This is a genomic window from Sporolactobacillus sp. THM19-2, from assembly GCF_004153195.1.
In the GTDB taxonomy this organism is placed as follows: domain Bacteria; phylum Bacillota; class Bacilli; order Bacillales; family Sporolactobacillaceae; genus Sporolactobacillus.
In genome coordinates this window covers 88,281-109,375 of the sequence record NZ_SEMC01000001.1, presented here as the reverse complement: position 1 = coordinate 109,375, position 21,095 = coordinate 88,281, and the positions used below count along the sequence as shown (strand labels likewise).

At 45.5% G+C, this 21,095-nt stretch carries 22 protein-coding genes; 2 read left to right on the top strand and 20 right to left on the bottom strand.

The features are described from left to right. Positions 1 to 97 precede the first annotated feature (97 nt). From EWH91_RS00455 to EWH91_RS00425, 7 genes are all read right to left on the bottom strand, one after another. Complete coding sequence (locus EWH91_RS00455) at positions 98 to 301, bottom strand: cold-shock protein (RefSeq protein ID WP_129928016.1); 204 nt, start codon at positions 299 to 301, stop codon at positions 98 to 100. Positions 302 to 801: 500 nt separating this feature from the next. Further along, the gene (locus EWH91_RS00450; RefSeq protein WP_129928015.1) at positions 802 to 1,257 is read right to left on the bottom strand and encodes a DUF986 family protein; all 456 of its coding nucleotides are present in this window, start codon (positions 1,255 to 1,257) and stop codon (positions 802 to 804) included. Between the two features lie 93 nt (positions 1,258 to 1,350). Then, positions 1,351 to 2,211, bottom strand: a complete 861-nt coding sequence (locus EWH91_RS00445; protein WP_129928014.1) for a PTS mannose transporter subunit IID — start codon at positions 2,209 to 2,211, stop codon at positions 1,351 to 1,353. A 14-nt stretch (positions 2,212 to 2,225) separates the two neighbouring features. After that, positions 2,226 to 3,038 (bottom strand): PTS mannose/fructose/sorbose transporter subunit IIC, encoded by an 813-nt coding sequence (locus tag EWH91_RS00440; protein ID WP_129928013.1) that lies wholly within the window; start codon positions 3,036 to 3,038, stop codon positions 2,226 to 2,228. A 60-nt stretch (positions 3,039 to 3,098) separates the two neighbouring features. Continuing rightward, a complete protein-coding gene (locus EWH91_RS00435) occupies positions 3,099 to 3,596 on the bottom strand; it encodes a mannose/fructose/sorbose PTS transporter subunit IIB (RefSeq protein WP_129928012.1) in 498 nt (165 codons plus the stop codon). Continuing rightward, positions 3,596 to 4,027, bottom strand: a complete 432-nt coding sequence (locus tag EWH91_RS00430) for a PTS sugar transporter subunit IIA (protein WP_129928011.1) — start codon at positions 4,025 to 4,027, stop codon at positions 3,596 to 3,598. Before EWH91_RS00430 ends, EWH91_RS00435 begins: the two co-directional genes overlap by 1 nt. A 226-nt stretch (positions 4,028 to 4,253) precedes the next feature. After that, positions 4,254 to 7,082: a sigma-54-dependent transcriptional regulator gene (locus tag EWH91_RS00425; protein WP_165364198.1), complete on the bottom strand. Its 2,829-nt coding sequence runs from the start codon at positions 7,080 to 7,082 to the stop codon at positions 4,254 to 4,256. A gap of 196 nt (positions 7,083 to 7,278) precedes the next feature. On the opposite strand from EWH91_RS00425, the gene EWH91_RS00420 reads away from it, so the two are divergent. Beyond that, positions 7,279 to 8,052, top strand: a complete 774-nt coding sequence (locus EWH91_RS00420) for a DeoR/GlpR family DNA-binding transcription regulator (RefSeq protein ID WP_129928009.1) — start codon at positions 7,279 to 7,281, stop codon at positions 8,050 to 8,052. Continuing rightward, a complete protein-coding gene (locus tag EWH91_RS00415; RefSeq protein WP_129928008.1) occupies positions 8,042 to 8,863 on the top strand; it encodes a Cof-type HAD-IIB family hydrolase in 822 nt (273 codons plus the stop codon). The genes EWH91_RS00420 and EWH91_RS00415 overlap by 11 nt, the downstream gene beginning before the upstream one ends. 62 nt (positions 8,864 to 8,925) lie before the next feature. Here EWH91_RS00415 and EWH91_RS00410 read toward each other — a convergent pair whose 3' ends face one another. From EWH91_RS00410 to EWH91_RS00355, 13 genes are all read right to left on the bottom strand, one after another. Further along, positions 8,926 to 9,252 (bottom strand): TFIIB-type zinc ribbon-containing protein, encoded by a 327-nt coding sequence (locus EWH91_RS00410; RefSeq protein ID WP_129928007.1) that lies wholly within the window; start codon positions 9,250 to 9,252, stop codon positions 8,926 to 8,928. Between the two features lie 187 nt (positions 9,253 to 9,439). Further along, complete coding sequence (locus tag EWH91_RS00405) at positions 9,440 to 10,408, bottom strand: GNAT family N-acetyltransferase (RefSeq protein ID WP_129928006.1); 969 nt, start codon at positions 10,406 to 10,408, stop codon at positions 9,440 to 9,442. Positions 10,409 to 10,468: 60 nt separating this feature from the next. Then, positions 10,469 to 11,179, bottom strand: a complete 711-nt coding sequence (locus EWH91_RS00400) for a PIG-L deacetylase family protein (RefSeq protein WP_129928005.1) — start codon at positions 11,177 to 11,179, stop codon at positions 10,469 to 10,471. Positions 11,180 to 11,210: 31 nt separating this feature from the next. Then, entirely contained in the window at positions 11,211 to 12,791 is a 1,581-nt protein-coding gene (nagZ, locus tag EWH91_RS00395; RefSeq protein WP_129928004.1) for a beta-N-acetylhexosaminidase, read from the bottom strand. 21 nt (positions 12,792 to 12,812) lie between these two features. Then, positions 12,813 to 13,964, bottom strand: coding sequence for an exo-beta-N-acetylmuramidase NamZ family protein (locus EWH91_RS00390; protein WP_129928003.1), 1,152 nt, complete (start codon positions 13,962 to 13,964; stop codon positions 12,813 to 12,815). Between the two features lie 45 nt (positions 13,965 to 14,009). Further along, complete coding sequence (locus tag EWH91_RS00385; RefSeq protein ID WP_165364197.1) at positions 14,010 to 14,942, bottom strand: N-acetylglucosamine kinase; 933 nt, start codon at positions 14,940 to 14,942, stop codon at positions 14,010 to 14,012. Positions 14,943 to 14,973: 31 nt separating this feature from the next. After that, entirely contained in the window at positions 14,974 to 15,879 is a 906-nt protein-coding gene (gene murQ / locus EWH91_RS00380; RefSeq protein ID WP_129928001.1) for an N-acetylmuramic acid 6-phosphate etherase, read from the bottom strand. Positions 15,880 to 15,988: 109 nt separating this feature from the next. Next, positions 15,989 to 16,945 (bottom strand): GNAT family N-acetyltransferase, encoded by a 957-nt coding sequence (locus tag EWH91_RS00375; RefSeq protein ID WP_129928312.1) that lies wholly within the window; start codon positions 16,943 to 16,945, stop codon positions 15,989 to 15,991. Between the two features lie 5 nt (positions 16,946 to 16,950). Next, positions 16,951 to 17,076 (bottom strand): anhydro-N-acetylmuramic acid kinase, encoded by a 126-nt coding sequence (locus EWH91_RS14685; protein WP_240697214.1) that lies wholly within the window; start codon positions 17,074 to 17,076, stop codon positions 16,951 to 16,953. Positions 17,077 to 17,090: 14 nt separating this feature from the next. Beyond that, positions 17,091 to 18,155 (bottom strand): serine hydrolase domain-containing protein, encoded by a 1,065-nt coding sequence (locus EWH91_RS00370; RefSeq protein ID WP_240697213.1) that lies wholly within the window; start codon positions 18,153 to 18,155, stop codon positions 17,091 to 17,093. Between the two features lie 13 nt (positions 18,156 to 18,168). Further along, positions 18,169 to 19,026 carry a MurR/RpiR family transcriptional regulator gene (locus EWH91_RS00365; protein WP_129927999.1) on the bottom strand — a complete coding sequence of 286 codons (858 nt, stop codon included), beginning with the start codon at positions 19,024 to 19,026 and terminating at the stop codon, positions 18,169 to 18,171. A gap of 39 nt (positions 19,027 to 19,065) precedes the next feature. Beyond that, positions 19,066 to 20,076: an ABC transporter ATP-binding protein gene (locus tag EWH91_RS00360; RefSeq protein ID WP_129927998.1), complete on the bottom strand. Its 1,011-nt coding sequence runs from the start codon at positions 20,074 to 20,076 to the stop codon at positions 19,066 to 19,068. Then, positions 20,063 to 21,094 (bottom strand): ABC transporter ATP-binding protein, encoded by a 1,032-nt coding sequence (locus EWH91_RS00355; RefSeq protein WP_129927997.1) that lies wholly within the window; start codon positions 21,092 to 21,094, stop codon positions 20,063 to 20,065. The genes EWH91_RS00360 and EWH91_RS00355 overlap by 14 nt, the downstream gene beginning before the upstream one ends. Position 21,095 lies beyond the last annotated feature (1 nt).

Below are 21,095 nucleotides of genomic sequence, written 5' to 3'. Positions count from 1 at the left end.
TAAAAGTATAAAAAAATTTCGCAAATAATTCCAGCCGATTGCTCAAAAAAAAAGCAGCCCTCCGATTACGGAGGACAGCTTTTTCAGAAAATCCGGATCACAGCTTTGTCACGTTAGCGGCCTGCGGTCCACGGTTGCCATCGACTACTTCAAATTGAACGGCCTGACCTTCGTCAAGCGTCTTGAAGCCGTCGCCCTGAATCGCACTGAAATGTACGAATACATCATCATTTTCGCCTTCAACTTCAATAAAGCCGAATCCCTTGTCCGCGTTAAACCATTTTACTGTACCTGTTTTCAAAAAGAAAACCTCCTAAAGTTAACTAAAAATATTTTATATATGCGCATGTTTTATCCGAGAGGCGTCTGCCGGAAACCGGAGATTCTGCCCATGTCAGTAAAAAATTCACATATCGTAAAGATTATCAATAAAAAACCTCCACATTGATCATTCTTTGCGACACGTGAATCATAAATGTCCTGATTTATCATACGAATAATCAAATTTGAGCCTAACATAAACAAACAAAAACAAAAGCATCATTACACATTCCGGCGCCGAAACAACGAAAGCCCTACCTCTCTTCCATCCTTACGGTTCCTTGACCGAGCCAGTATGATTCAGCGCAATATCCCCTGATATTTCATACTATCCCTCAATCCATTTTTTAAAAGACAGTATATCCATTTCACCGGACAGGCGAAACGAATATTCTTATCATTCACATTAGGCCATTACTATACTATACGTAATAAAGGTAAATGTCAACAGCATCACCGTATTTCCCGGTCACGGGCCGGTCATTTTTCCTGAAGTAACTTCAGAATCTGCTCAAGATCCTCGATCTTTCTGGCAAAGAGCAAGACGCGGCGGCGATCGGTGTCGATCACAAGTACGCCATCTTTGGACAGCCTCATGTTCTTGATACTATCGTATTCAATGAACTGAAAGCCATAAAGGAATCCTGTCTCCTTAAAGCGTGCTTTCGGTGTATGGACGAAGGCATAAAGCAGAAGCAGCCCCGCAAGGATAAGCAGCAGCAGGTTAATAGTAGCACTGTTATTCTGCAGCCGATTGGATATATAGAGAATGACAACCAGTACGGCGAGAATAAGCTGGTCAACAAAACTTCTCTTCCTTAATCTGACAGTGAGTACCGTCTTCCCTTTTATCCATAGGCTCACGCATTCATCGTAAATCAGATAAGCGGTATAACCGGCGATGATGATTAATAAAACAACCAGAGTCAGGGTCATTTTTTATCCTCCGTTTTTTCTTCAAACCGGATTTGTAAAACAGATCCTATAATACAGGGATCGACAAGTCCTGTCGATCCCCGCAAGCCTCATTTATTTAAAGAAGTGTACCCAGTAACCAAGAATGCCGATGACGAAGAAGCCAAAGATAATCCATAGTGGATTGACTTTCTTCCTCAGCAGCCACATGCAGATAAAGGTGAGCAGCAGTGGTACGATTCCCGGCATCAGCTGATCGAGGATATTCTGTACGGTCGTTACCGTATATTTACCGGTTTCCGGATTTTTTACACGTGATAAAACAACCGGGATGTTCACTGTTGTCCATTTATTGACCAGGGCACCCATCACAAACAGGCCAAGAATTGAAGCGCCTTCAGTCAGCTTCTGCAGAAGACCTCCACCCATGTCGGAGACGACATCGACACCTTTTCTGTAACCATAAGCGACGCCCCACCATCTGAAGCCAAGGCGCAGAACATTCCAGAGGACGAAGAAGAGAATAGGCCCAAGAATGTTACCGGACATAGCAATTCCGGCGCCCAGTGCAGCGAGTACCGGACGGGCGGTACCCCACCAGATCGGGTCACCGACACCTGCGAGCGGCCCCATAAGGCCAACCTTTATTCCGTTAATCGCTGCGTCATCAACCGGTTTTCCATTCGCTTTTTCTTCTTCAAGTGCAAGCGTCACACCAAGAATCGGTGCTGTCATCATCGGTGTTGTATTAAAAAATTCATTATGACGCTTCATCGCCTGTTTGCGTTCTTCACTTCCGGCCGGATATAACCTTCGAATGGCCGGCGTCATTGCAAAGGCAAAACCCAGTGCCTGCATGCGTTCAAAGTTCCAGGATCCCTGGTGAAAATTTGATCTGACGAATACCCAGAACAAGTCACGTTTTGTCAGTTTTTTTACGCTGCCGTTTGCAGCAGCTGCAGTTTCGTTACTCATGAGATTAACCCCCTTTAGTCCAGTTCATCGTCAAGGTCATCATCTGAAGAACCTGAATTACTATTTCCCGATGTTGCTGCAGCCGGTTTATTGTACTTCGGACTCAGCTGAATATAGACAATGGCAAGGACCAGACCGATGACGCCCAGGGCAACCAGATTGAAGTCGGTAAATGCAGCGACGACAAATCCGAGGAAGAAGAACGGCATCAGGTAACCGGCGCGCATCATATTAATCACCATTGCATAACCTACAACGACGATCATACCACCTGCAACATTCAAACCACCGGTGACAACATCAGGAATGGCATTGAGCATATCTTTGACTGCCGATGTACCAACAGTTGCGAAAACAATGATGGCCGGAATCGAAATACGCAGTGCCTGAAGAAACAGGGCGGATATGTGCAGCCAGTCCATGGCACGCAGATTTCCCGTTTCCGAAGCGCGGTCGGCACCATGCTGAAAACCAACGGTAATGGTACGAACCAGAATCGTCAGTACCTGACCGGCGGCAGCCAGCGGAATCGCAAGCGCAATACCTGTTCCAATATCCTGATTTCCGGCGATAACCAGAATGGTTGAAATGATTGAAGCCAGTGCCGCATCGGGTGCGACAGCCGCGCCAATATTCATCCAGCCCAGCGCGATCATTTCCAGTGTACCGCCGATCATAACACCTGTCGTCATATCTCCAAGGACCAGGCCGATTAATGTACAGGCTATCAACGGTCTGTGCGTCTGAAATTCATCCAGAATCGACCCCATCCCGACGATGCTTGACACTAAAAAGACGAGGATAATCTGAATCACAGAAACATCCATCACTTTCCCCTCCTAAAAACAGGATGATTTATGGTAATATTTCATTTAACCCTATCTCAATCAGCTTTCCTTTCCTTCCACTTTTTTCAGTAACGGCATAATATCCCCCTTATTATCCGAGGGCACCTTTCTTAATTCAAGTTCAACCTGCCGATCATGCAACGTATGAAATGCTTTGATATCATCCGCACCAACGGCAACGGCATTCGTAATCATGGTCTTTCCCTCTGAATAAGCAATGCTTCCAATATTTACTGAATGAATCGGTACACCCTGTTCGATCATGCGAAGCACATCAGTCGGGTTTGTAAAAAGAAGCATGACCGGGTCCTTTGCATATTTCGGATTATTGTAGACCCTTACAGCTTTATCTACATCAACGACATGAGCTGATACACCAGGAGGAGCGACCTGTTTTAATAAAGTGCTGCGAACCTTATCCTTTGCCACATCGTCATTCACGACAATCAACCGTTTGACACCGGTTTCCTTTGTCCAGACTGTGGCAACCTGACCATGAATCAATCGTGAGTCTACTCTTGCTAATTTGATAATCATTAAAAATCATCCTCTCCCGAATCGTTTTCAGCTTCACCCAGTGTCTTATTCAGGGACTTAACCCCTTCAACTGCCGTTTGACTCATTTCATCCACCAGTGCTTCCAGATTAAGTGAATCCCGTTTAGAGAAGCATTCAATCAGCATGGGCAGGCTGAGTCCCGTAATGACATCCATATTTTCCTTGCCGGCTGCGAAATTTGATGCTGCATTGAACGGGCTTCCACCAAACAGATCAACCATAAAAAGCAGTCCATCGCGAATATCCAGTCCGTGCAGCGCATCCTCGTATTTTCTCTTTAGGTCATCCGGACCTTCTCCCGGAGAAAAGGTGACGGTCGCCACATTTTCCTGTTTGCCAAAGATCATTTCGGCCGACTTGACAATCTCACGGGAAAAAGCACCGTGCGTGGCGATGATAAGCGCTATCATTTTTCACCCCTCCTTCCATTCGTATCAGCTGTACACTTTTAATAAGCAATTTCCATGCCAGTTTATGTATTAAAAAAAAGACATCAGGAACCCTTTGATAAAAGGGCGAGATGTCCTTACATGTATCCTTATTGATACACTTATCCATAAAAATAATATAAAAGTCCGTCCGTCAGAACGTGTGCTGATACACTATCCGGCCTTAAACAGTGATTTAATACACTGATTATTTTGTCTGATCGTTCGCGTTCTGAAGTGCCGTACTGAATTCATCCTGAAGCAGGTCGACAAGATAATACAGTTCTTCATCAGACAGGTGGATCTTCAGCTCCTTATCTATAACCTCCGATGCCTTTCTTACCTTTTTCAGCCAATCTCTTTTTTCATCCGAAACCGGTCCGGAATAATGAAGCACGTCACCGGATATGGCCCTCTCCAGTGCAAAGGCGGTATGCACCACAATGCGCAGGGTGGCCGTATTCTTGAGATGGACAGACCATACTCTTTCCAGCTGATGACAGAAATGGAGCAGAGTCGGAATCGCACGCCATGGATTTAAATAAGTCAGCATTTTCTTCAGACTGTCCTCACAGAGACTGCGCACAATCTTATTGGAATCTTTCTGGCCAGTCACTTTCTGGCCCTGCACCGCTTTTTCAATAATCGACTGGCCTTCACCTTCGATAAAATGCTCCAGTGAAATAAAAGGAGCTGCAATATTCGGCTTTTTCACGCCAATGGACGCAACGATATGATATTTTTTTCTCAGTTCCTGTGCCTGCTGATTAAGGTTCAGGATCGAAAGCGGAATCACTTTAATGGGTTCATCGGTTAAATCGTTTAAGTAGGATCGGATGAGTTCTTCAATTTTGCGGGCTGTCCCCTGTCCGCTTGAACAGATGGTCAGAATCGCTTTCTTTTTCTCCTGTATCCGTTCGGAATGGCTGATCACTTCATCTTCTTCCGTACGTTCAGGATTTTTCAGAGAATCATAAATCGCAGGCAAATCCATATCAAGAAAATTCGCTTTTCGAACAGCATCCAGGACCATGGGTGTGGACACTCTATCAATCGACTTAATCGGGATACCGGACCGTTCAAGGATCTTATCCTCTGAATAATACAGGGAACCCATATCGACCAGCATCAGCACACCCTCTCCACGGTCAACGGCTTTCACCGCAGCGACAATCTCGTTCAGGATAACATGAAAACTGACATCAAGGGGCATATCCACTGCTTTGACATTGTAATCACCCAGCAGTTCGCGCGTCACACCGACTATGGACGATGCGGTACTGTCCCCATGGGTCGCGACTACAATTCCTACCTTGCCTTTATTATTCAGCTCTTTAGCTGAGTCCAGGAGAATAGCCAGATACATGATTTCAATTTTCGGCAGCGTGAGATTAAATTTATCTTCAATGATTTCTTTCATTTTTGTTGCAACGAGATATTCATCCGCCTGTTCATCAATCAGTCTGTCATGGGGGGAAGGCATGCCCGCCGCAGGCCGGTTCTTTCTTTTCAACAACCCATCTAAATGCAGACTGATGAAATATAGGAATTTGTCATTAAACGTCCGGTTCAGCATGCTTTCGGCCAGTGATCGTAATTCTTCAGCCAGATTCATGACCCTTTTGTCAACTAGTTTGGCCAGTTTCCTGTTCGGGCTCTTGGAAATCTGCTGATAGAAACTCTTAATGTGGATTTTAATATCGGTTGCAACGAACCGGTTGATTTCAGCCGGATCCACATTCTCCTGCTTGAGCAGATTGGCCTTGTCCTCAATAATTTTGTACATGTCAAAAGGAAGTTCATAAACATCGTCTTCGACAAGATCTTTACTTCCTTCTCCGGTAATGACTGTGGTCTGTCCCACCACGTTAGATATCTGTTCATTTTCCTTCACATTTCTTGAGATCAGACTAAAGCCTTCCTTCATTTCCTGAGGAAGCATTTTCAAATGAAGGTCTACAAATGGTTTGCCCATGCTGTCCAGAAATCCCTGAGCACAGACGAACTGAATATTCGATTTTAGCTGACCGACATTCCCGTAGGTCACACTGCCGATCAGGGCTTTGATCACATTTTCATCCACTCTGATTTCTTTATGAATCCTCCTCGCTTCCTTGGAAAGCAGATATTCCGTCAGATCCACTTTCTCTTTTGCCTGACGTTCATGAAAGGAGGGCATCGTAATCGTAATCGGTATGCGCCGTAAAAACGTGTTTAAGAAAGAGGAGGATGGATCTTCGGTCGTTGCCGAGATGATCAGGACGTGCGCCTGTCTCCTTTTATCGGTCTCACCGAGCCTGTTGAAGTGTCCGGTATCCATAAAATAGAAAATCATTTCCTGTCCTTCCGGAGGCAGGCGGTGCACTTCATCCAGAAACAGGATGCCGCCGTCAGCCTTTTCAACAAGTCCCTGCTTATCCGTTTCTGCGCCTGTGAAAGCCCCTTTTACATGACCAAAAATCTGTGAAATCAGAAGCTGCGGATTATTATAATAATCTGCACAATTGAAAACGACAAACGGCGAGTCCTCATCCATCCGTTTCATGTATTTTGCGTAGCTGTGCATCATGTGAGCAAACAGCATTTTCCCTGATCCCGTCGGCCCGAGAATTAATGTATGAAGTCCGCGCGGCGGGTAAACAACAGCCGCTTTGGCCTGACCGGTAATTTTTTTCAGACTGCCGTCTGAGCCGATCAGAAGACTGAAAGGATCTTTATTTTTCTCGATATCGGCAGGTTTTTTAGCAAGATACCGTTCTTTAAGCGAAGGAATATCCAAAATCGTCTGGTCGACGATCGTTCCAAAATTATTACGTACAGTGTCTCTGGGAATATAGAGCACGGGACGCTGTTTGATTTTAATCACCTGTCCGGACCGTACAAGATTGTTCAATTCCATACTGACATTGTTGCGCAGTATATTCAGATCATCAGAAAGTTCCTTTGCCGAAAAGCCTTCTTTCTCAAGAAGCTGTTTTTTCGTCAGCTCTTCGCATCTTTCCTTCAGGCGCTGATAAATACGATCAATCCTTTTCATCTGATTCGCCTCCGTATCAATAAAATGGATACACTCCCGCCCGCCGCTCATGTAATCGCTTTTTATACTATTATTTTATCACAAAGTGTATTAATTAGATTTTTCATTTACTTACAATTCATTATATATTATTTATTTTTCATTGATATTGCTTGCTATTTTGCTTATAATTACTTAATAGAGAGGAGGGTATTCAATGTATCAGGAGGAACGGCTGGTCAGGATCCTTGAACATTTAAAAAAATACAGAACCATGTCGGTTGGTGACATTTGTCTGAAGTATCATGTATCACGGGACACAGCAAGAAGAGATATTATCAAGCTGGTTGAACAGAAGGCAGCCATACGGACCCACGGCGGGATCGCACTTCCTGAATTTCAGGAGACCATACTCGCTTACCGTGACCGGCTGCAGCAATATTCGGCAGAAAAAATAAAAATAGGTTCAATGGCACTGGGATTTTTACAAAAAAACGGGCACTATTTTTTAAATGCTTCCACAACTGTTTCCTGTATGGCAAAGGCACTGGGTACGGAATCAACGATTTACACACATTCCCTCGATGTTGCACAGATTCTGTCCAACCAGACTAAAGCCGATGTCTTTTTATTTGGCGGCGTTCTGAATGCAGCGAACAGGTACTTTTTTGATTTACAGACGTTGCAGCAACTGGATCGTATCCATTTTGATGCCGTTTTTCTTGGGACAGCGGGCATTACATCAGATGGTTTCTACTATGATGACCGCGATGATGCAGCCGTTAATGAAACCGTATCCACCCGTGCCGGCCAGACGATAGTCCTTGCGGAAGACAATAAATTTTCAAAACACAGTCGGTTCAGAGGCATGGACTGGGAACAGGTTGACATGATCATTACGAATACAAAGCCCTCTTCCGCCTTTATACTGAAAGCAGGCGAAGCGGGCACACAAATCATAACGACGGGAGAAGAAATAAATGACCATTAAACTCATTTTCAGTGATATTGATGGGACGCTGCTTAATTCCAGCCACAGAATCAGTTCCGGGACACGGGATGCTATCCGGGAAGTGTCTGATCATAATATACCGTTTATTCTCGTTTCCGCACGCATGCCAGCCGGAATCCTTCCCATTCAGGAAGAACTGGGCATCCGCCAGCCGATTGTCAGTTACAGCGGAGCGCTTGTTCTGGATACACCTGATCCTGAAGGACCGGATCAGCCGTTATTAAATATTTCAATGGACCGTCACGTGGTTCAAGACATTTATCAGCTTGTTTGTAAACGTTTCCCATCCATCAGCTTCAGCACCTACAGTCTGAATCAATGGCTGGTCGTCTCACCTGAAAACCAGTGGATCGAACAGGAACATCGCATTGCCCGCACCCCCTTTAAAATATTTGATTTCGGCAGACAACCATTATCCATTTATCCTCCGATCAACAAGCTCCTCTGCATGGGGCCGCCTGAAGATATCATTGCTCTTGAGAATGCACTGACAAAAGAAGACCTGCCGGCTGCCTTTTACAGATCAAAACCGACTTATCTTGAAATTGCCGCGCAAAACGCCAGCAAATCGGCAGCTCTTGCTCTCTTAATAAAACACTATCATGTGAAGAAAGAGGAGACGCTCGCCTTCGGGGATAATTTTAATGATGTAGATATGCTGAAATTCGCATCGATTGGCATAGCCATGGGAAACGCGCCCGATGAAGTGAAAAAATCAGCAGACAGGGTCACGTTGTCCAACGATGAGGACGGTATCGTACAGGGGCTTAAAGACCTGCACCTGATTTAAAAGCTCAAAAAAAAACAAAAATCCGGCATGCCCGAGTCTGCGGTACGTGCCGGATTTGTCTGTTAATCAAAGATGTCACCAAGCATATCCATAACTGATTTTTTCTTTTTCCTGCGCGGATAGTACCCTTTTTTTCTTCGATCATCATAATGGTCATGATCATATCGCTTATAATCCCGACTGTCACGTCTGTCGTAATGATCGTCAAAGTCATCATCATGATCATACCATTCATTAAACGGCTCTCTTACCTCTCTTACTCTCCTGGATATCTTATCAAGCTCGCCGCGGTCGAGCCAGACTCCTTTGCAGTTCGGGCAGAGATCAATCAGAACACCGTCCTTTTCCACTTCTTTCATTCTTACATCTTCACAAACAGGACAATTCAATGTATCAGGCCCCTTTCCGGAGTTTTAATTGGATAATCCTCAGATTTATTATAACAAAAGATAGAGTTATGCGCTTACACAACAATTTTCAACCACCGAATGAAGGCTTACTTCGGGTTATCGCAAAATACGCCTGCAAGCATAAAAAATCCCGCAGGAAACATGATCTGCAGCGGGATTTTACCTGTTATTCATGAAAGGGCTTATCATCCAGTATCTTTTTCATCACATGAAATTTTCTCGTGACTTTAAAACCTGTTTTTCTATAAAGATAGCCTGCGGGACTTTTCTCTCCAGTCCAGAGAAACCAGGCACTATGACAACCTTCTGCCCTCATCCCGTACAGGCATAGATGAAGCAGGATTTTACCCAGTTTCTTTCCCTGTTCAGCGGGATCCACACCGAATGGGCCAAATCGTTCCGGAATGCCTTCATAACCGCCATGCAGGCAAAAACCAATGAGCTGATCCTGATAATATGCAACCCAGATTCGATCCAGAGGCAGTCCCTGAGGGACACCTTCTCTGATCGCGCGTCCCCAGTCCGGATTAAATACCGTGTCGGCAAAAGTAATGAGCTGAGCCAGATCCCGATCCTGTGCTTTTCTGAAGACATAACCTTCTTTATTTCTTTCCCGGATCAATAAACGTATTTCATCAGACAACGTGAATTCAACCAGGCTGGCATCCATCGCTACAGGTGAATAGAGGGTCTGAAAACCCGTTTTTTTCAAAAAAGCATAACCTTTGGCATAATGCGTCTCATCAATACCGGGAACAATATAATTTGGTGCATATGAGGAAAAGAAAACATGAACCACCTGGTGTTTTTTAAAAAATTCAAAGGCTTTGTCCATCAGTTCTTCGCCTGTGCCCTGCCTTTCATACTCCGGATCAACGAAGAAAAAAGGAATCCAGCCTGAACCTTCCTCAAGATCCGTTCCGCTCATCGGCAGGCGCCGTCTGAGTCCGTAAAGCACGCCCGCAAGGCGTCCGTTATCAAATGCCAGCTGCAGGCCTTCCGGATCAAAATTGGCATCCAGTAAAACCAGTCTCCGGAAACGGTCCGGAGTGACCGGATCATAAAGCAGTGTGTCGTTCCATAATGCGGTAATTTTTTTCTCGTCCCCTGGGAGGTACGTTCGATAAGTTACCATGTTTATCACTCCAGCATCGTTTTTCAATTTTGATATGATTAAAATTCACAATCAGATGTCTTACAATGACAATCCCGGTATTTCCTGCCCTACCCGGACATTCCCTCCGGCCGGGTACTTCAGTGTTTGTGCATATTGCTTTTTAATCCGGCAGCCTCTGATGGTGCCAAGCGCTTTGTAATAATCATAATATCTGAAATCTTTCGAGTGCATAATGAACCAGTACTTCGACAACGCTTCGAGATAGGTATTGAACTCGTCTGATACATCAATGAAGATATCCGGAACGTAGCCTTCCATGTCCTCCCAGTTTTCACTATGTAAATACCCTTTCATCCCATGAGGCGGCAGTCCGTCTAAATCAAAACCGGGAAGTGCTGCTTTCAGCCAGGCATGATTCACCAGTCTCGGGCATAGAGCATGATCAGGATGCATACTGTTCACCCAGTGGGTGATGACCAGTGCCGGTTTCAGCTTTCTGAAACATTTCGCAATACGTGTAATGATTTCATCACTGAATGTCAGTTCCGCATCACGATAATCAAGCGTCATGCTGTCTGCACCCAATACTTTGGCACATGCCTCCGATTCTTCTATTTTTTGTTTTCGATATTCTTCAACACTCATTCCCGGCGGATTGCCCTTTTCTCCAGCAGTAAGATGAAGGAAAGTGACATGATAACCTGCCTTTGCATATTTATTCGCTATCGCACCTGCCTGCAATTCACCATCACCACAGTGAGCGCCTACGATAAGTAAATTTTTTTCCATATGATTAACCTCCGGGATTTCTTTTTTTCGTTCAGAGCGTTACAGGTGGAATGCCTTTCGCCACATCCATACCAAACAGGGCTTTTATCGCTTTTTTTAATGCGGGTTCCGTCAGTTCGTACGTACAGATGCAAGGTATGTTGTCCGGCACGTGACGGACAACATATGGACTTTTCCCGGCGATCACAACCATGGGTATCCCTGCTTTTTCTAAGTCCATTAATTTTTCCACACGCTGATCATTCCCGGCGATCGATGAAGTCAGAACGGCGATACCAGAATACGAACGTTCTCCATTTGCCATCTCATCAAAAACTTCATACAGTTTCGGATCAGAATCATCAAAAATATCAGCTGATGGCGCTACCGATCGAATGACACCTTCAAGAAATAATAAATGATCTTTTTTGTCTTCAACGTTTGTATAGGAAATGTGCGTATCATAAATGAACAAAGTCTTTCCATCCGCAGAAAATGGAATGATCTTTTTTGAATTTCTGATGATTGATACCCCTTCACTGTATACATAGTCCGCAAATGCCTTATTCTCATCGGTTCCTGTTTTTACTTGGACGGTTTCACGTTTCAAGGCATCTTCCCAGCTCAGATATTTTTGCTTCAGCACATGAATTCGGTTGATTGACTGAACAAGCTGTGTTTCATCAATCAGGCCGTTTTTCAATCCGGCAAGCACTTTATTTAAGGCTTCCTGCTGTTTACTGTACGTGTGGGAGATCATAATCATATCCGCACCGGCCTGAAGCGCTTTAACCGCACCATTAGCCGTACCGACGCCTTCACTGATTGCATTCATTTCCATGCAGTCCGTTGTGATTACGCCCTGGAAATGTAATTGATTTCTTAATAAACCGGTAAGAACACTTCTGGAAAGCGTAGCGGGGACGCCCGGTTGTTTTTCAATCGCCGGAAAATAAACGTGGGCAGACATAATAACATCAGCACCGGCCTGAATACATTTTTTAAAAGGGATTAATTCCACCCGGTTTAGCCGCTTCATATCATGGTCGATGACAGGAAGATCGAGGTGAGAGTCAACACTCGTATCCCCATGTCCGGGAAAATGTTTAAGTGTCGGGATGACGCCTGCCGACTGCATGCCTGTCATAAAGTTTTCTGCCATTTCAGCTACTTCATCCGGGTCCTCGCCGAATGAACGTGTAGAAATAACAGGATTCAGTGGATTATTATTGACATCGACAACCGGAGCCAGATCCCAGTTGACTCCAGCTTCTTTCATTTCCTCCGCGGTTCGTCTGCCGATTTCCGCTGCAAGAGCTGGATTATGGGTCGCACCTGTTAACATCGAACCGGGAAAAACAGTAAAACCCTTCTTCAGCCTTCTAACTGTTCCGTTCTCCTGGTCTGTACAGATCAGGAGAGGATGCGTTAATCCTGCCCTTTTTGCTTCAGTTTGCAGTTCCAGAGTCAAAGAACGAACCTGTTCCGGGCCCTCAATATTACGCGGGAAAAGTATGATGCTGCCCAAGCTGTGTTCATGGATCAGTGTTCTTATTTCTGCCGTCATCTTCTGACCTGGGAATCCAAACACCATCAGCTGGCCGATTTGCTTCGATATATCCTGAAATGTCATCTTGTCGCCTCCTGATAACGCTCATTTGTAGAGAAAAAAGGGAGTAACTTTTTCAGTAAATTGTCTGCAGTCGTCCTGACATTGATCGAAGTAATCCCCAAAATTATTTTCTCTGACCATTTGCTTTAATCTCCTGTTCCCTGCAAGTAAATGAAACATGGACCGATCATTTGTCTCATCTCTGAACATAAACTGATCGGGATACATATCTGCAATCAGGCCTAACAGATACACGCCAACTTTCAGAGACTGAACCTGAGTGAGATCCAGAACATGAATCTGTACACCATAACACAATTGACCCTTATATTTTGAGTAACAGGGAACGAAACTCGTGGGTCTGGCCAAAACACCCGGCAAATGTAATTCATTAAATCCTCCGGCCAGCTTTTTTCCATCGATATACGGGGCACCGACGACTTCGAATGGACGGGTGGTCCCTCTTCCTTCCGATAATTCAGTACCTTCGATCAGACACATACCCGTGTATAACACGGCCATGATTTGACCGGTTGAGTTAGGTGAAGGCTGAACCCAGCACATCCCGGTATCTCTGAAAAACATCGATCTGTTCCATCCCTTCATGGGTACAACGCTCAGCGAACAATTTATCCCGAAAAGATGTTTATAGATTAAGGCGAGTTCACCAATCGTTAATCCATGCCTGTTCGGAATGGCATGTAATCCGACAAAAGAACGCAGAGAGGCTTCAGGTATATTCCCTTCTCTGTAAACTCCATTAACAGGATTCGGCCGGTCCAGGACAACGACTTCTTTCCCTTCATCCATGCAGGCCTCCATGACATAACTCAATGTTGAGATAAATGTATAATATCTGACGCCGATATCCTGTATATCGACGACAATAGTGTCCAGGCCGGACAACATATCCCTGGTTGGTTTCCTGCTCTTTCCATAGAGACTGAAAACCGGAAGCTGTGTAGACGGATCCGTATAATTCTGAACTTGTTTGCCTTCCTGCCCATCCCCTCTGATCCCATGCTCAGGTCCGAATAAAGCGGTAAGGTGTATATCAGGATGATCATAAAATATGTCAATAGTCGACCGCATCCGATGATCCAGACCTGTCATATTGGTCAGAAGACCTATCCGTCTCCCCTTCAACAGGTTAAGCTGTTCCTGAAGAAGTATTTCGACCCCTGGATGAATCATATTCCTCCCTCATTTCATAAATCTCATAATGTGATTGTAAATCCATTACAATTGCTTCTTTAAAAGTTCCGAAATCTGATCATTCGATTGTTCCCACTCGTTTAGACACCTGGCCATTGATCCCCAGACCGGCGGACATGCAGGAAACACAAATGAACGATTCATTTGCTGAAGAACCCTTTGCCTGATCAGGATGCATTTCCACACACCGCCGGTCAGAACGACCTGAGGCGGTGTATCAAAATGTTCCAATCCATTTCCAATCAGCTGGATGAGCTGATTTGCCGCCTTATCCAGTATCTTTCGGGCACATGAATCACCGAGTTCTGCAGATTCAGCAACAAGCGGAACCAGACCGGCTATCTTATCTTTCCTGGCCTGATAGACGATCGGAATGATGTCCGGAATAGCCGTAACCTGAAAGTAATCTTTCACCTGGCCGGTTAATGCTGTCGCAGGCCGCCTTCCATCATATTCCATCAGTACCTGACGAATCGTTTCACGGCCGATATCATATCCGCTTCCCTCATCACCAAACAGAAACCCCCACCCACCAATACGAAATGACCGACCATCTTCATGTAAGCCATAGGCAATGGACCCTGTACCTGCAATGACAACCATTCCCGGTTTTCCGTCCGTCCCACTCCACAACGCGTTCATCGCGTCATTTCCAACCTGAAGATGAGCGATGTCTGCCGGACAGGCAGCCTGAATGCTTCTGGTCAGTCGCTGAGTCAATACAGGATGATCGGCTCCGGACAATCCCGCGAAACAGCCTTGAAGGCGAGTCACCCTTTGACCGTCGAATAATATTAAAAAAAGCTTTCGAAAATGATCGGTAACCTGATCGAAAGCCATGCCATTTGGATTGGTACCCGCTCCGATTGCACGGGAGAGAATCTTGCCGCTATTCGAAAAGAGGACTGCATCTGTTTTCGTCCCGCCCCCGTCAATCGCCAGATAAATCTTTTTCAACAATTGCACCTTCTTCCAGCTGATTCTTTGCTTAATTTTGCTGGTTTTCTGTATTCAATGCTTTCCGAATAAATCCATCTGTCAATCTGAGGCGATCAAGCGCTTCGCTCAGCGGGCAGTGAAGGAGAAGCATAACGATCGCTGCCTTAACATTTTGCCGTGAATCGGCGTAATACTTCTCCGCGGTCGCGAGGTCAGCACCGGTGGCCTCTGCAATGATGCGTTTTGAACGTTCAACAAGTTTCGCATTGGTTGGCTGCACATCGACCATTAAATTTTTATAGATCTTCCCCTGACCAATCATCGAAGCCGTCGAAATCATATTCAGAACCATTTTTTGAGACGTTCCGGCTTTCAATCTCGTTGAGCCGGTCAGCACTTCCGGTCCGGTCTCCACTTCGATCGCTACATCGGCAAACTTGCTGATTTCGGCGTCACAGTTACAGCTGATACTGGCGGTAGGTACACCGATCTTGCGGGCATAGCGCAATCCGCCAATAACGTAGGGCGTCCTGCCACTGGCCGCGATACCGATGACGTAATCCTTTTCTGTCAGTTGGCTGGTTATTAAGTCTGACTCGCCCAACTGTTCATCATCCTCCGCTCCTTCAACAGCCTCAATCAAAGCGCGATCCCCACCGGCGATCAACCCGATGACCTGGCCAGGAGGTGAACTAAAGGTCGGAACACATTCTACAGCATCCAAAACACCGAGTCGTCCGCTTGTCCCAGCGCCCATATAAATTAACCGTCCTCCCGAATGCAAGGATCGAATGGCTTGTTTCACAACCTGTTCAATTTTTCCCAGCTCTTTCTCCACTGCAAGAGGCACACTCCGGTCCTCAAGATTCATGCAGCGTAATATCTCATAAATACTCATCTTGTCGAGGTTTGTTGTCTTCGTGTTTCTCGCTTCTGTCGTCAGTTTATCCAGCATCAAAAAACCATCCTTTTGGAAACTCTTATTAAAAGCTGAAAGTCCTGACTATCGGACTTATCAGGACTTCCATTAGACATGGCGTGATCAAAGAGATCTGACCTGCATGTTACCGATCGTCATTAAGCTCTTTAGAAAAGGTGGCGTATGCTTTCCATGGATGTGCGCCTGCCTTCTTATAAAAATCAAGAAGCTGTGTCCAGTCAATGACGATATGCTTTAATCCGCGCTGGCCAAGATACGCCAAACCAGCACAAACGATTGCAAAACCATAACCTTTGCCACGCTCACCGCGGGCAATACCAAGCGGCCCCATACCGCCCAGACCGTCTGGGAAGAGAGGCGACCAATAAACATTTTGTGCAATCTGTGCAGAGAATGGTCCATTAATTCTACAGAACCCAATCATCTGTTGCTGCTTTTTCAAAACAACGAATTCCTGGCCATTTCCACCTCTTTCAAAATATTTAATACCTTCATACTCCCACCTGCCGGGAAAATTGCGATGAAGAAATTCGATAAGCTGGTCCTTATCAGACGGATCAAGAATTTGAAATGTAGCGCCGTCAACTTCGGGCACTTGCAAAACAGAAAGTTCCGTTAGCAAATCAAACTCCATCCCGTCAGAATGATATCCTCTTTTCATGAACCATTGCTTGACTTCCCGGTATTGAGCAGGGATGCCAGGAAAATAGTGCCAGACGTCTTTCCCTAATAAAATCTTTTTTGCTCCTGCCTTTGCCAGTTCTTTCTCCGCTCGTCGCAATAATTCAGAACCAAGTCCTTTTTCCCGGTTCCTTGTCGCAACCAATAACACTTGGATCCATCCAATTGAACGATTAAGAGGGACGGGAATAGATTCGCTATAGATTTTGGTAATAATAAATCCGGCCACTGCGCCGGCCTCATCAATGGCAAGAAAAGAGCCTCTCTCTAGTACGTTATCATCTTCAAAACTATTTTGGATCAGCAGTTCGTTCCGCATTGGGAAATCACAGCCAAGCTCTGCATTCCAGAGTGCCGTCATCTCTTCCGCACGATCCCGTAAAAGGGGACTATACTTCATTGCTCTCACTTTCCTTCCCGCCCAGTCGTCTTATCATTTATTGAAGGAGGATCTTCAATCCGTGTCAGGGCCGTATCGATACCATTCACGGACGTCCCGGATATCAACCAGACGATATACTGTTCTGCCATCTTCTCGCCCCTGATCAAACAGTTTTGTCCTGCTCTGTCCATTCTTTCATCCCCAGATTGACAAAGATTCGGCGAATACGATTCATATTAATCTGACGGCTGATATGGACCCGATTGCTCAGCAAGATAAAACCGAGATTTGCAACAGGATCAATCCAGAAAAACGGACCCGTAAAACCTGTATGACCATAACTTTCTTTCGAGACAAAGTATCCACCCGGAGAAAAACGGTCGTCTACCAGTTGCCAGCCAATCCCGCGATTTTTGCCTAGTGATTTTGTGTAATTTCTTCTGCTCATCCTTAACGTCGCGGGAGATAGAAAGTAAGCTCCCGAATCGGTCCTGCCTTCATTCATCAACATACGGACATAGATTTTTAAATCATGGAGATTTGAAAACAAACCGGCATGGCCGGAGACACCTCCAAAATAAAAGGCATTCTCATCATGAACTTTTCCCCATTGGTAATGTCCCACTTTCGGCATCCATTCTGTCGGCGCAATCGTCCGCAAATCCGCCTTCGGATTGAAACCCGTGCTGGTCATTCCCAACGGCTGGAAAACGTGTCCGTCAGCGAATACATCGATCGATTGCCCGGTCAGGCGTTGAACCAGAAAGCCGAGCAAAATAAAGTTCAGATCACTGTAGACGACCTGCTTACCTGTTAATGTGTTCAGGGAAAGAATATATCTCAGTACCTCCTGTTTGCTCCAGCCATATTGGTAAAAAGGAACTGAAGCCGGGAAACCGCTCGTATGTGTCAGAAGATCCCTTAAAGTCAGATCTCTGTTCGCCTCGTCCGGGAAAAACAGCTGAACCGGATCATCAATGTCCAGTTTTCCCTGCTCCAATAGCAATAATAGACTTGGCAAGGTCGCACAAACCTTCGTCAACGAGGCAAGATCAAACAGAGTATCAAGAGCCATTGGAATCTTCTCATCTTTATGAGTGTAGCCGATAGCATTTTCAGCAAGCGTCGATTGCCGATTAATCACTGCGTAGACTGCTCCAGGGATTTGATGGGCGCATACCTCATCTGTTAAAAATTGGTCAATTGATTTATAGGATGGAAAATTCATCATTATGCTCCTGTCACTTCACTCGAAAACTATTTTTAATTGCATCCAGCGACCGATTCAAATATTTCAGCGACGATTCGTATTGATAGCCCGCTACCGCCAGATAGATAATATCAACCAGATTAAGTTGAACGATTCGCGAAGTGGTCGCCGCGCTTCGGACATCCGATTCCGTCGACACAATCCCAATTTGAAAATCGACAAGTTGACCAAGCGTATTATTCCCGTATCGGGTAATCCCGATCGTTTTCGCGCCTGACTGCTTAGCAGCTTTGATGCATTCGATCGTCTGGTAGGTTTCTCCGGAGTTGGAGAAAGCAACGGCAACATCACCGCTCGTTAAGGTGACCGCCGACGTCAGCTGCAAATGATTATCGGCGTAGGCAGTACAAGCCTTATTGATACGCATAAACTTCACCTGCGCGTCGCAGGCAACCAGCTGTGACGCCCCCGTTCCGAAAAAGTCGATTCGATGTGCCCTTTCGATCAAATCTATGGCCTGCTGCAGCTTCTGAATATCGAGCACTTTCAGGGTTTCATTAATCGAAAAGATCGTGTTGTTTGAGACTGATGCAACGACCGTAGGAAGATCACTGTTTGGGTTGATCTCTTTATATTCATCGCCAGTCGACGAAGAATCCTTCAGATCTCCGGCCACGCACAGCTTCAGCTCCTGATATCCTTTCATTCGGAGCGTTTTGCATAGACGAATAATTGCCGACTGGCTGGATCCACTTGCCTCTGCCAGCTCACTAACGGTCATCTGAAGCATTTGTTCAGGATGATCCAGTGTGAATTTTGCCGCCTTTTGTTCAGATGGATTTAATGCCGGATAGGATTGTCTGAGTCTGGCTAAACCGCCTTTTAACATGTCATCACCTTATCTTACGTTCAGCTCATGCCAATTTTTTTAAACACCTTGATTGACCGCAACTGCCGCGACCTTACGAACTTTCGGGAAGAAGCATGCGCTTGCCCCTTCGCCTTCAGCAGTCAACTCCGGACGCTTATCCCGGCAGACAGGTTGACTGAACGGGCATCGATCGGCGAAAAGACATCCGGCCGGCTCCTGAACACTTTGCCTGAATTGCGAAGTCAGAACGAAACGGTCACTCCCGGCCCTCTCAATCCCTTTCAGAATTGGCATTGCACTCAGGAGTGCCTGGGTATACGGGTGACGCGGCTGCCGGATAACGCGCTCAGTGTGGCCCCTTTCAATAATCATACCTTTGTAAACGACGTATAGCTTCGTATTTTCCCCAAGGTAACGGGCTGATGCTACATCATGCGTAATAAATAGAATGGAAATATTAAATTGTTCTCTGAGATTGCGCAAAAGTTTCAAAATACCAAGACGCAGCGACACATCAATCATTGACACGATTTCATCGGCAACCAGGATTTCAGGCTCAACGGTCAGCGCTCTTGCAATAATCACACGTTGCCGCTGACCACCTGAAAGCATATGTGGGTATTTAAACAGGATGGTGGACGGATCCAGACCGACAAGATTCAGCAATTCATCCATTCTCCAGCGGACCCAGTCCCGCCCCTTTTTCTTTTCTTTAGCCACCTTTTTTAACGTAGCCGACATCATTTGATAAATCGTGTGGGTTGGATTCAGCGCCTGATAAGGATCCTGTTGAATCAACTGGATTTTCTGTAGAAGCTTTGACCGTGCTCCGCGTCTTAATTTTGAGATATCCTGACCATTGATTATAATTGATCCTGCTGTTGGCTTTTCCAGCCCGCAGAGCATGCGCCCAATAGTCGTTTTCCCACAGCCGGATTCTCCGATCAAAGAAATTGCTCCACCATCAGGGATAATCAGATTCACTTTTCGAACAGCGTGTACGGTCTTTTTATCTGAAAATTTTGCTTTGATATGGAAAACTTTTTCCAAATTCTTAATCTCTATCATGAACACCCACCCTAAAACAAGCGACTTTATGAGAATCTTCTATATTGACGAGCTTTGGTCTTTCCTTCAGACATGAGTCTGTTCGAATCGGGCATCGGTCATAGAAAAGACATCCGGGTTGTTGGTAGGTCTTAAAGTCCGGCGGTGAGCCTTTTAAAGGCTCAGCAGCGTCAATATTACCGGAAATTCTCGGAATCGCGCGGATCAGCCCACGGGTATAGGGATGCTGCGGATCGGCAAGAATCTTTCGTGTCTCACCTTCCTCAACAATTTCACCTGCGTAAAAAATCTCAATTCTTTCCGACAGATCCGCGACGACGCCTATATCATGAGACACCAGGGCTATCGTCAAATGTTTCTCTTTCTGAAGCTCTCGAATAATTTCAAGAACAGAGGCTTGCGACAACATGTCCAGCGCCGTCGTTGACTCATCCAGAAACACGATATCAGCCTTAAGGACAAGGGCAAACATAATGCCTACCCGTTGCCTCATGCCGCCCGAAAGTTCGTGCTGATAGGAAGCAAGTACCCGGTCTGCGTCCAAACCCAGACGTGTTAATAGCTCTTTTGCATATTTAATCAGGCCTCTCAGATCCTTCACATCATGGGATCGCCCAAGATCAAGAATTTGCTGACCGACTCGTCGAAGCGGATTTAATGAATTTTGCGCAGCCTGGAAAACAAAGCCGATTTCATTACCCCTGATATTTCTCTGTTGTTCAGTACTCAGTTTCAGCATATCTACCCGGCCGTTCAAAATAACCGAACCGCTCAGAATTTTCCCTGGCTTTGTCACAGCATTCATGATGGCCATAATCAGGGTTGACTTGCCCGATCCGGATTCACCGATTATCCCCGTAATACTTCCTTTCGGCAGGTCCAGATCAACATTGCGGACGGCCGGAATATCACCAGTTGGCGTCGAATAAACCACGTTAATCTGTCTAGCTTTGATTGCAATATCCGCCCCGTTTTCTTCATTAACATTTTTGACATTCGCTATTGAGCTTTTTGCCATG

Coding starts and splice junctions, on each gene's coding strand:
- EWH91_RS00415 (WP_129928008.1), top strand. CDS start 8,042: ATGACCATTAAACTCATTTTCAGTGATATTGATGGGACGCTGCTTAAT.
- EWH91_RS00360 (WP_129927998.1), bottom strand. CDS start 20,076: ATGATAGAGATTAAGAATTTGGAAAAAGTTTTCCATATCAAAGCAAAA.
- EWH91_RS00430 (WP_129928011.1), bottom strand. CDS start 4,027: ATGATAGCGCTTATCATCGCCACGCACGGTGCTTTTTCCCGTGAGATT.
- EWH91_RS00390 (WP_129928003.1), bottom strand. CDS start 13,964: ATGATTCATCCAGGGGTCGAAATACTTCTTCAGGAACAGCTTAACCTG.
- EWH91_RS00400 (WP_129928005.1), bottom strand. CDS start 11,179: ATGGAAAAAAATTTACTTATCGTAGGCGCTCACTGTGGTGATGGTGAA.
- EWH91_RS00355 (WP_129927997.1), bottom strand. CDS start 21,094: ATGGCAAAAAGCTCAATAGCGAATGTCAAAAATGTTAATGAAGAAAAC.
- murQ (WP_129928001.1), bottom strand. CDS start 15,879: ATGCTGGATAAACTGACGACAGAAGCGAGAAACACGAAGACAACAAAC.
- EWH91_RS14685 (WP_240697214.1), bottom strand. CDS start 17,076: ATGGCAGAACAGTATATCGTCTGGTTGATATCCGGGACGTCCGTGAAT.
- EWH91_RS00375 (WP_129928312.1), bottom strand. CDS start 16,945: ATGAAGTATAGTCCCCTTTTACGGGATCGTGCGGAAGAGATGACGGCA.
- EWH91_RS00450 (WP_129928015.1), bottom strand. CDS start 1,257: ATGACCCTGACTCTGGTTGTTTTATTAATCATCATCGCCGGTTATACC.
- EWH91_RS00370 (WP_240697213.1), bottom strand. CDS start 18,155: ATGAATTTTCCATCCTATAAATCAATTGACCAATTTTTAACAGATGAG.
- EWH91_RS00365 (WP_129927999.1), bottom strand. CDS start 19,026: ATGTTAAAAGGCGGTTTAGCCAGACTCAGACAATCCTATCCGGCATTA.
- nagZ (WP_129928004.1), bottom strand. CDS start 12,791: ATGACATTTCAGGATATATCGAAGCAAATCGGCCAGCTGATGGTGTTT.
- EWH91_RS00440 (WP_129928013.1), bottom strand. CDS start 3,038: ATGGATGTTTCTGTGATTCAGATTATCCTCGTCTTTTTAGTGTCAAGC.
- EWH91_RS00420 (WP_129928009.1), top strand. CDS start 7,279: ATGTATCAGGAGGAACGGCTGGTCAGGATCCTTGAACATTTAAAAAAA.
- EWH91_RS00405 (WP_129928006.1), bottom strand. CDS start 10,408: ATGGTAACTTATCGAACGTACCTCCCAGGGGACGAGAAAAAAATTACC.
- EWH91_RS00435 (WP_129928012.1), bottom strand. CDS start 3,596: ATGATTATCAAATTAGCAAGAGTAGACTCACGATTGATTCATGGTCAG.
- EWH91_RS00425 (WP_165364198.1), bottom strand. CDS start 7,082: ATGAAAAGGATTGATCGTATTTATCAGCGCCTGAAGGAAAGATGCGAA.
- EWH91_RS00445 (WP_129928014.1), bottom strand. CDS start 2,211: ATGAGTAACGAAACTGCAGCTGCTGCAAACGGCAGCGTAAAAAAACTG.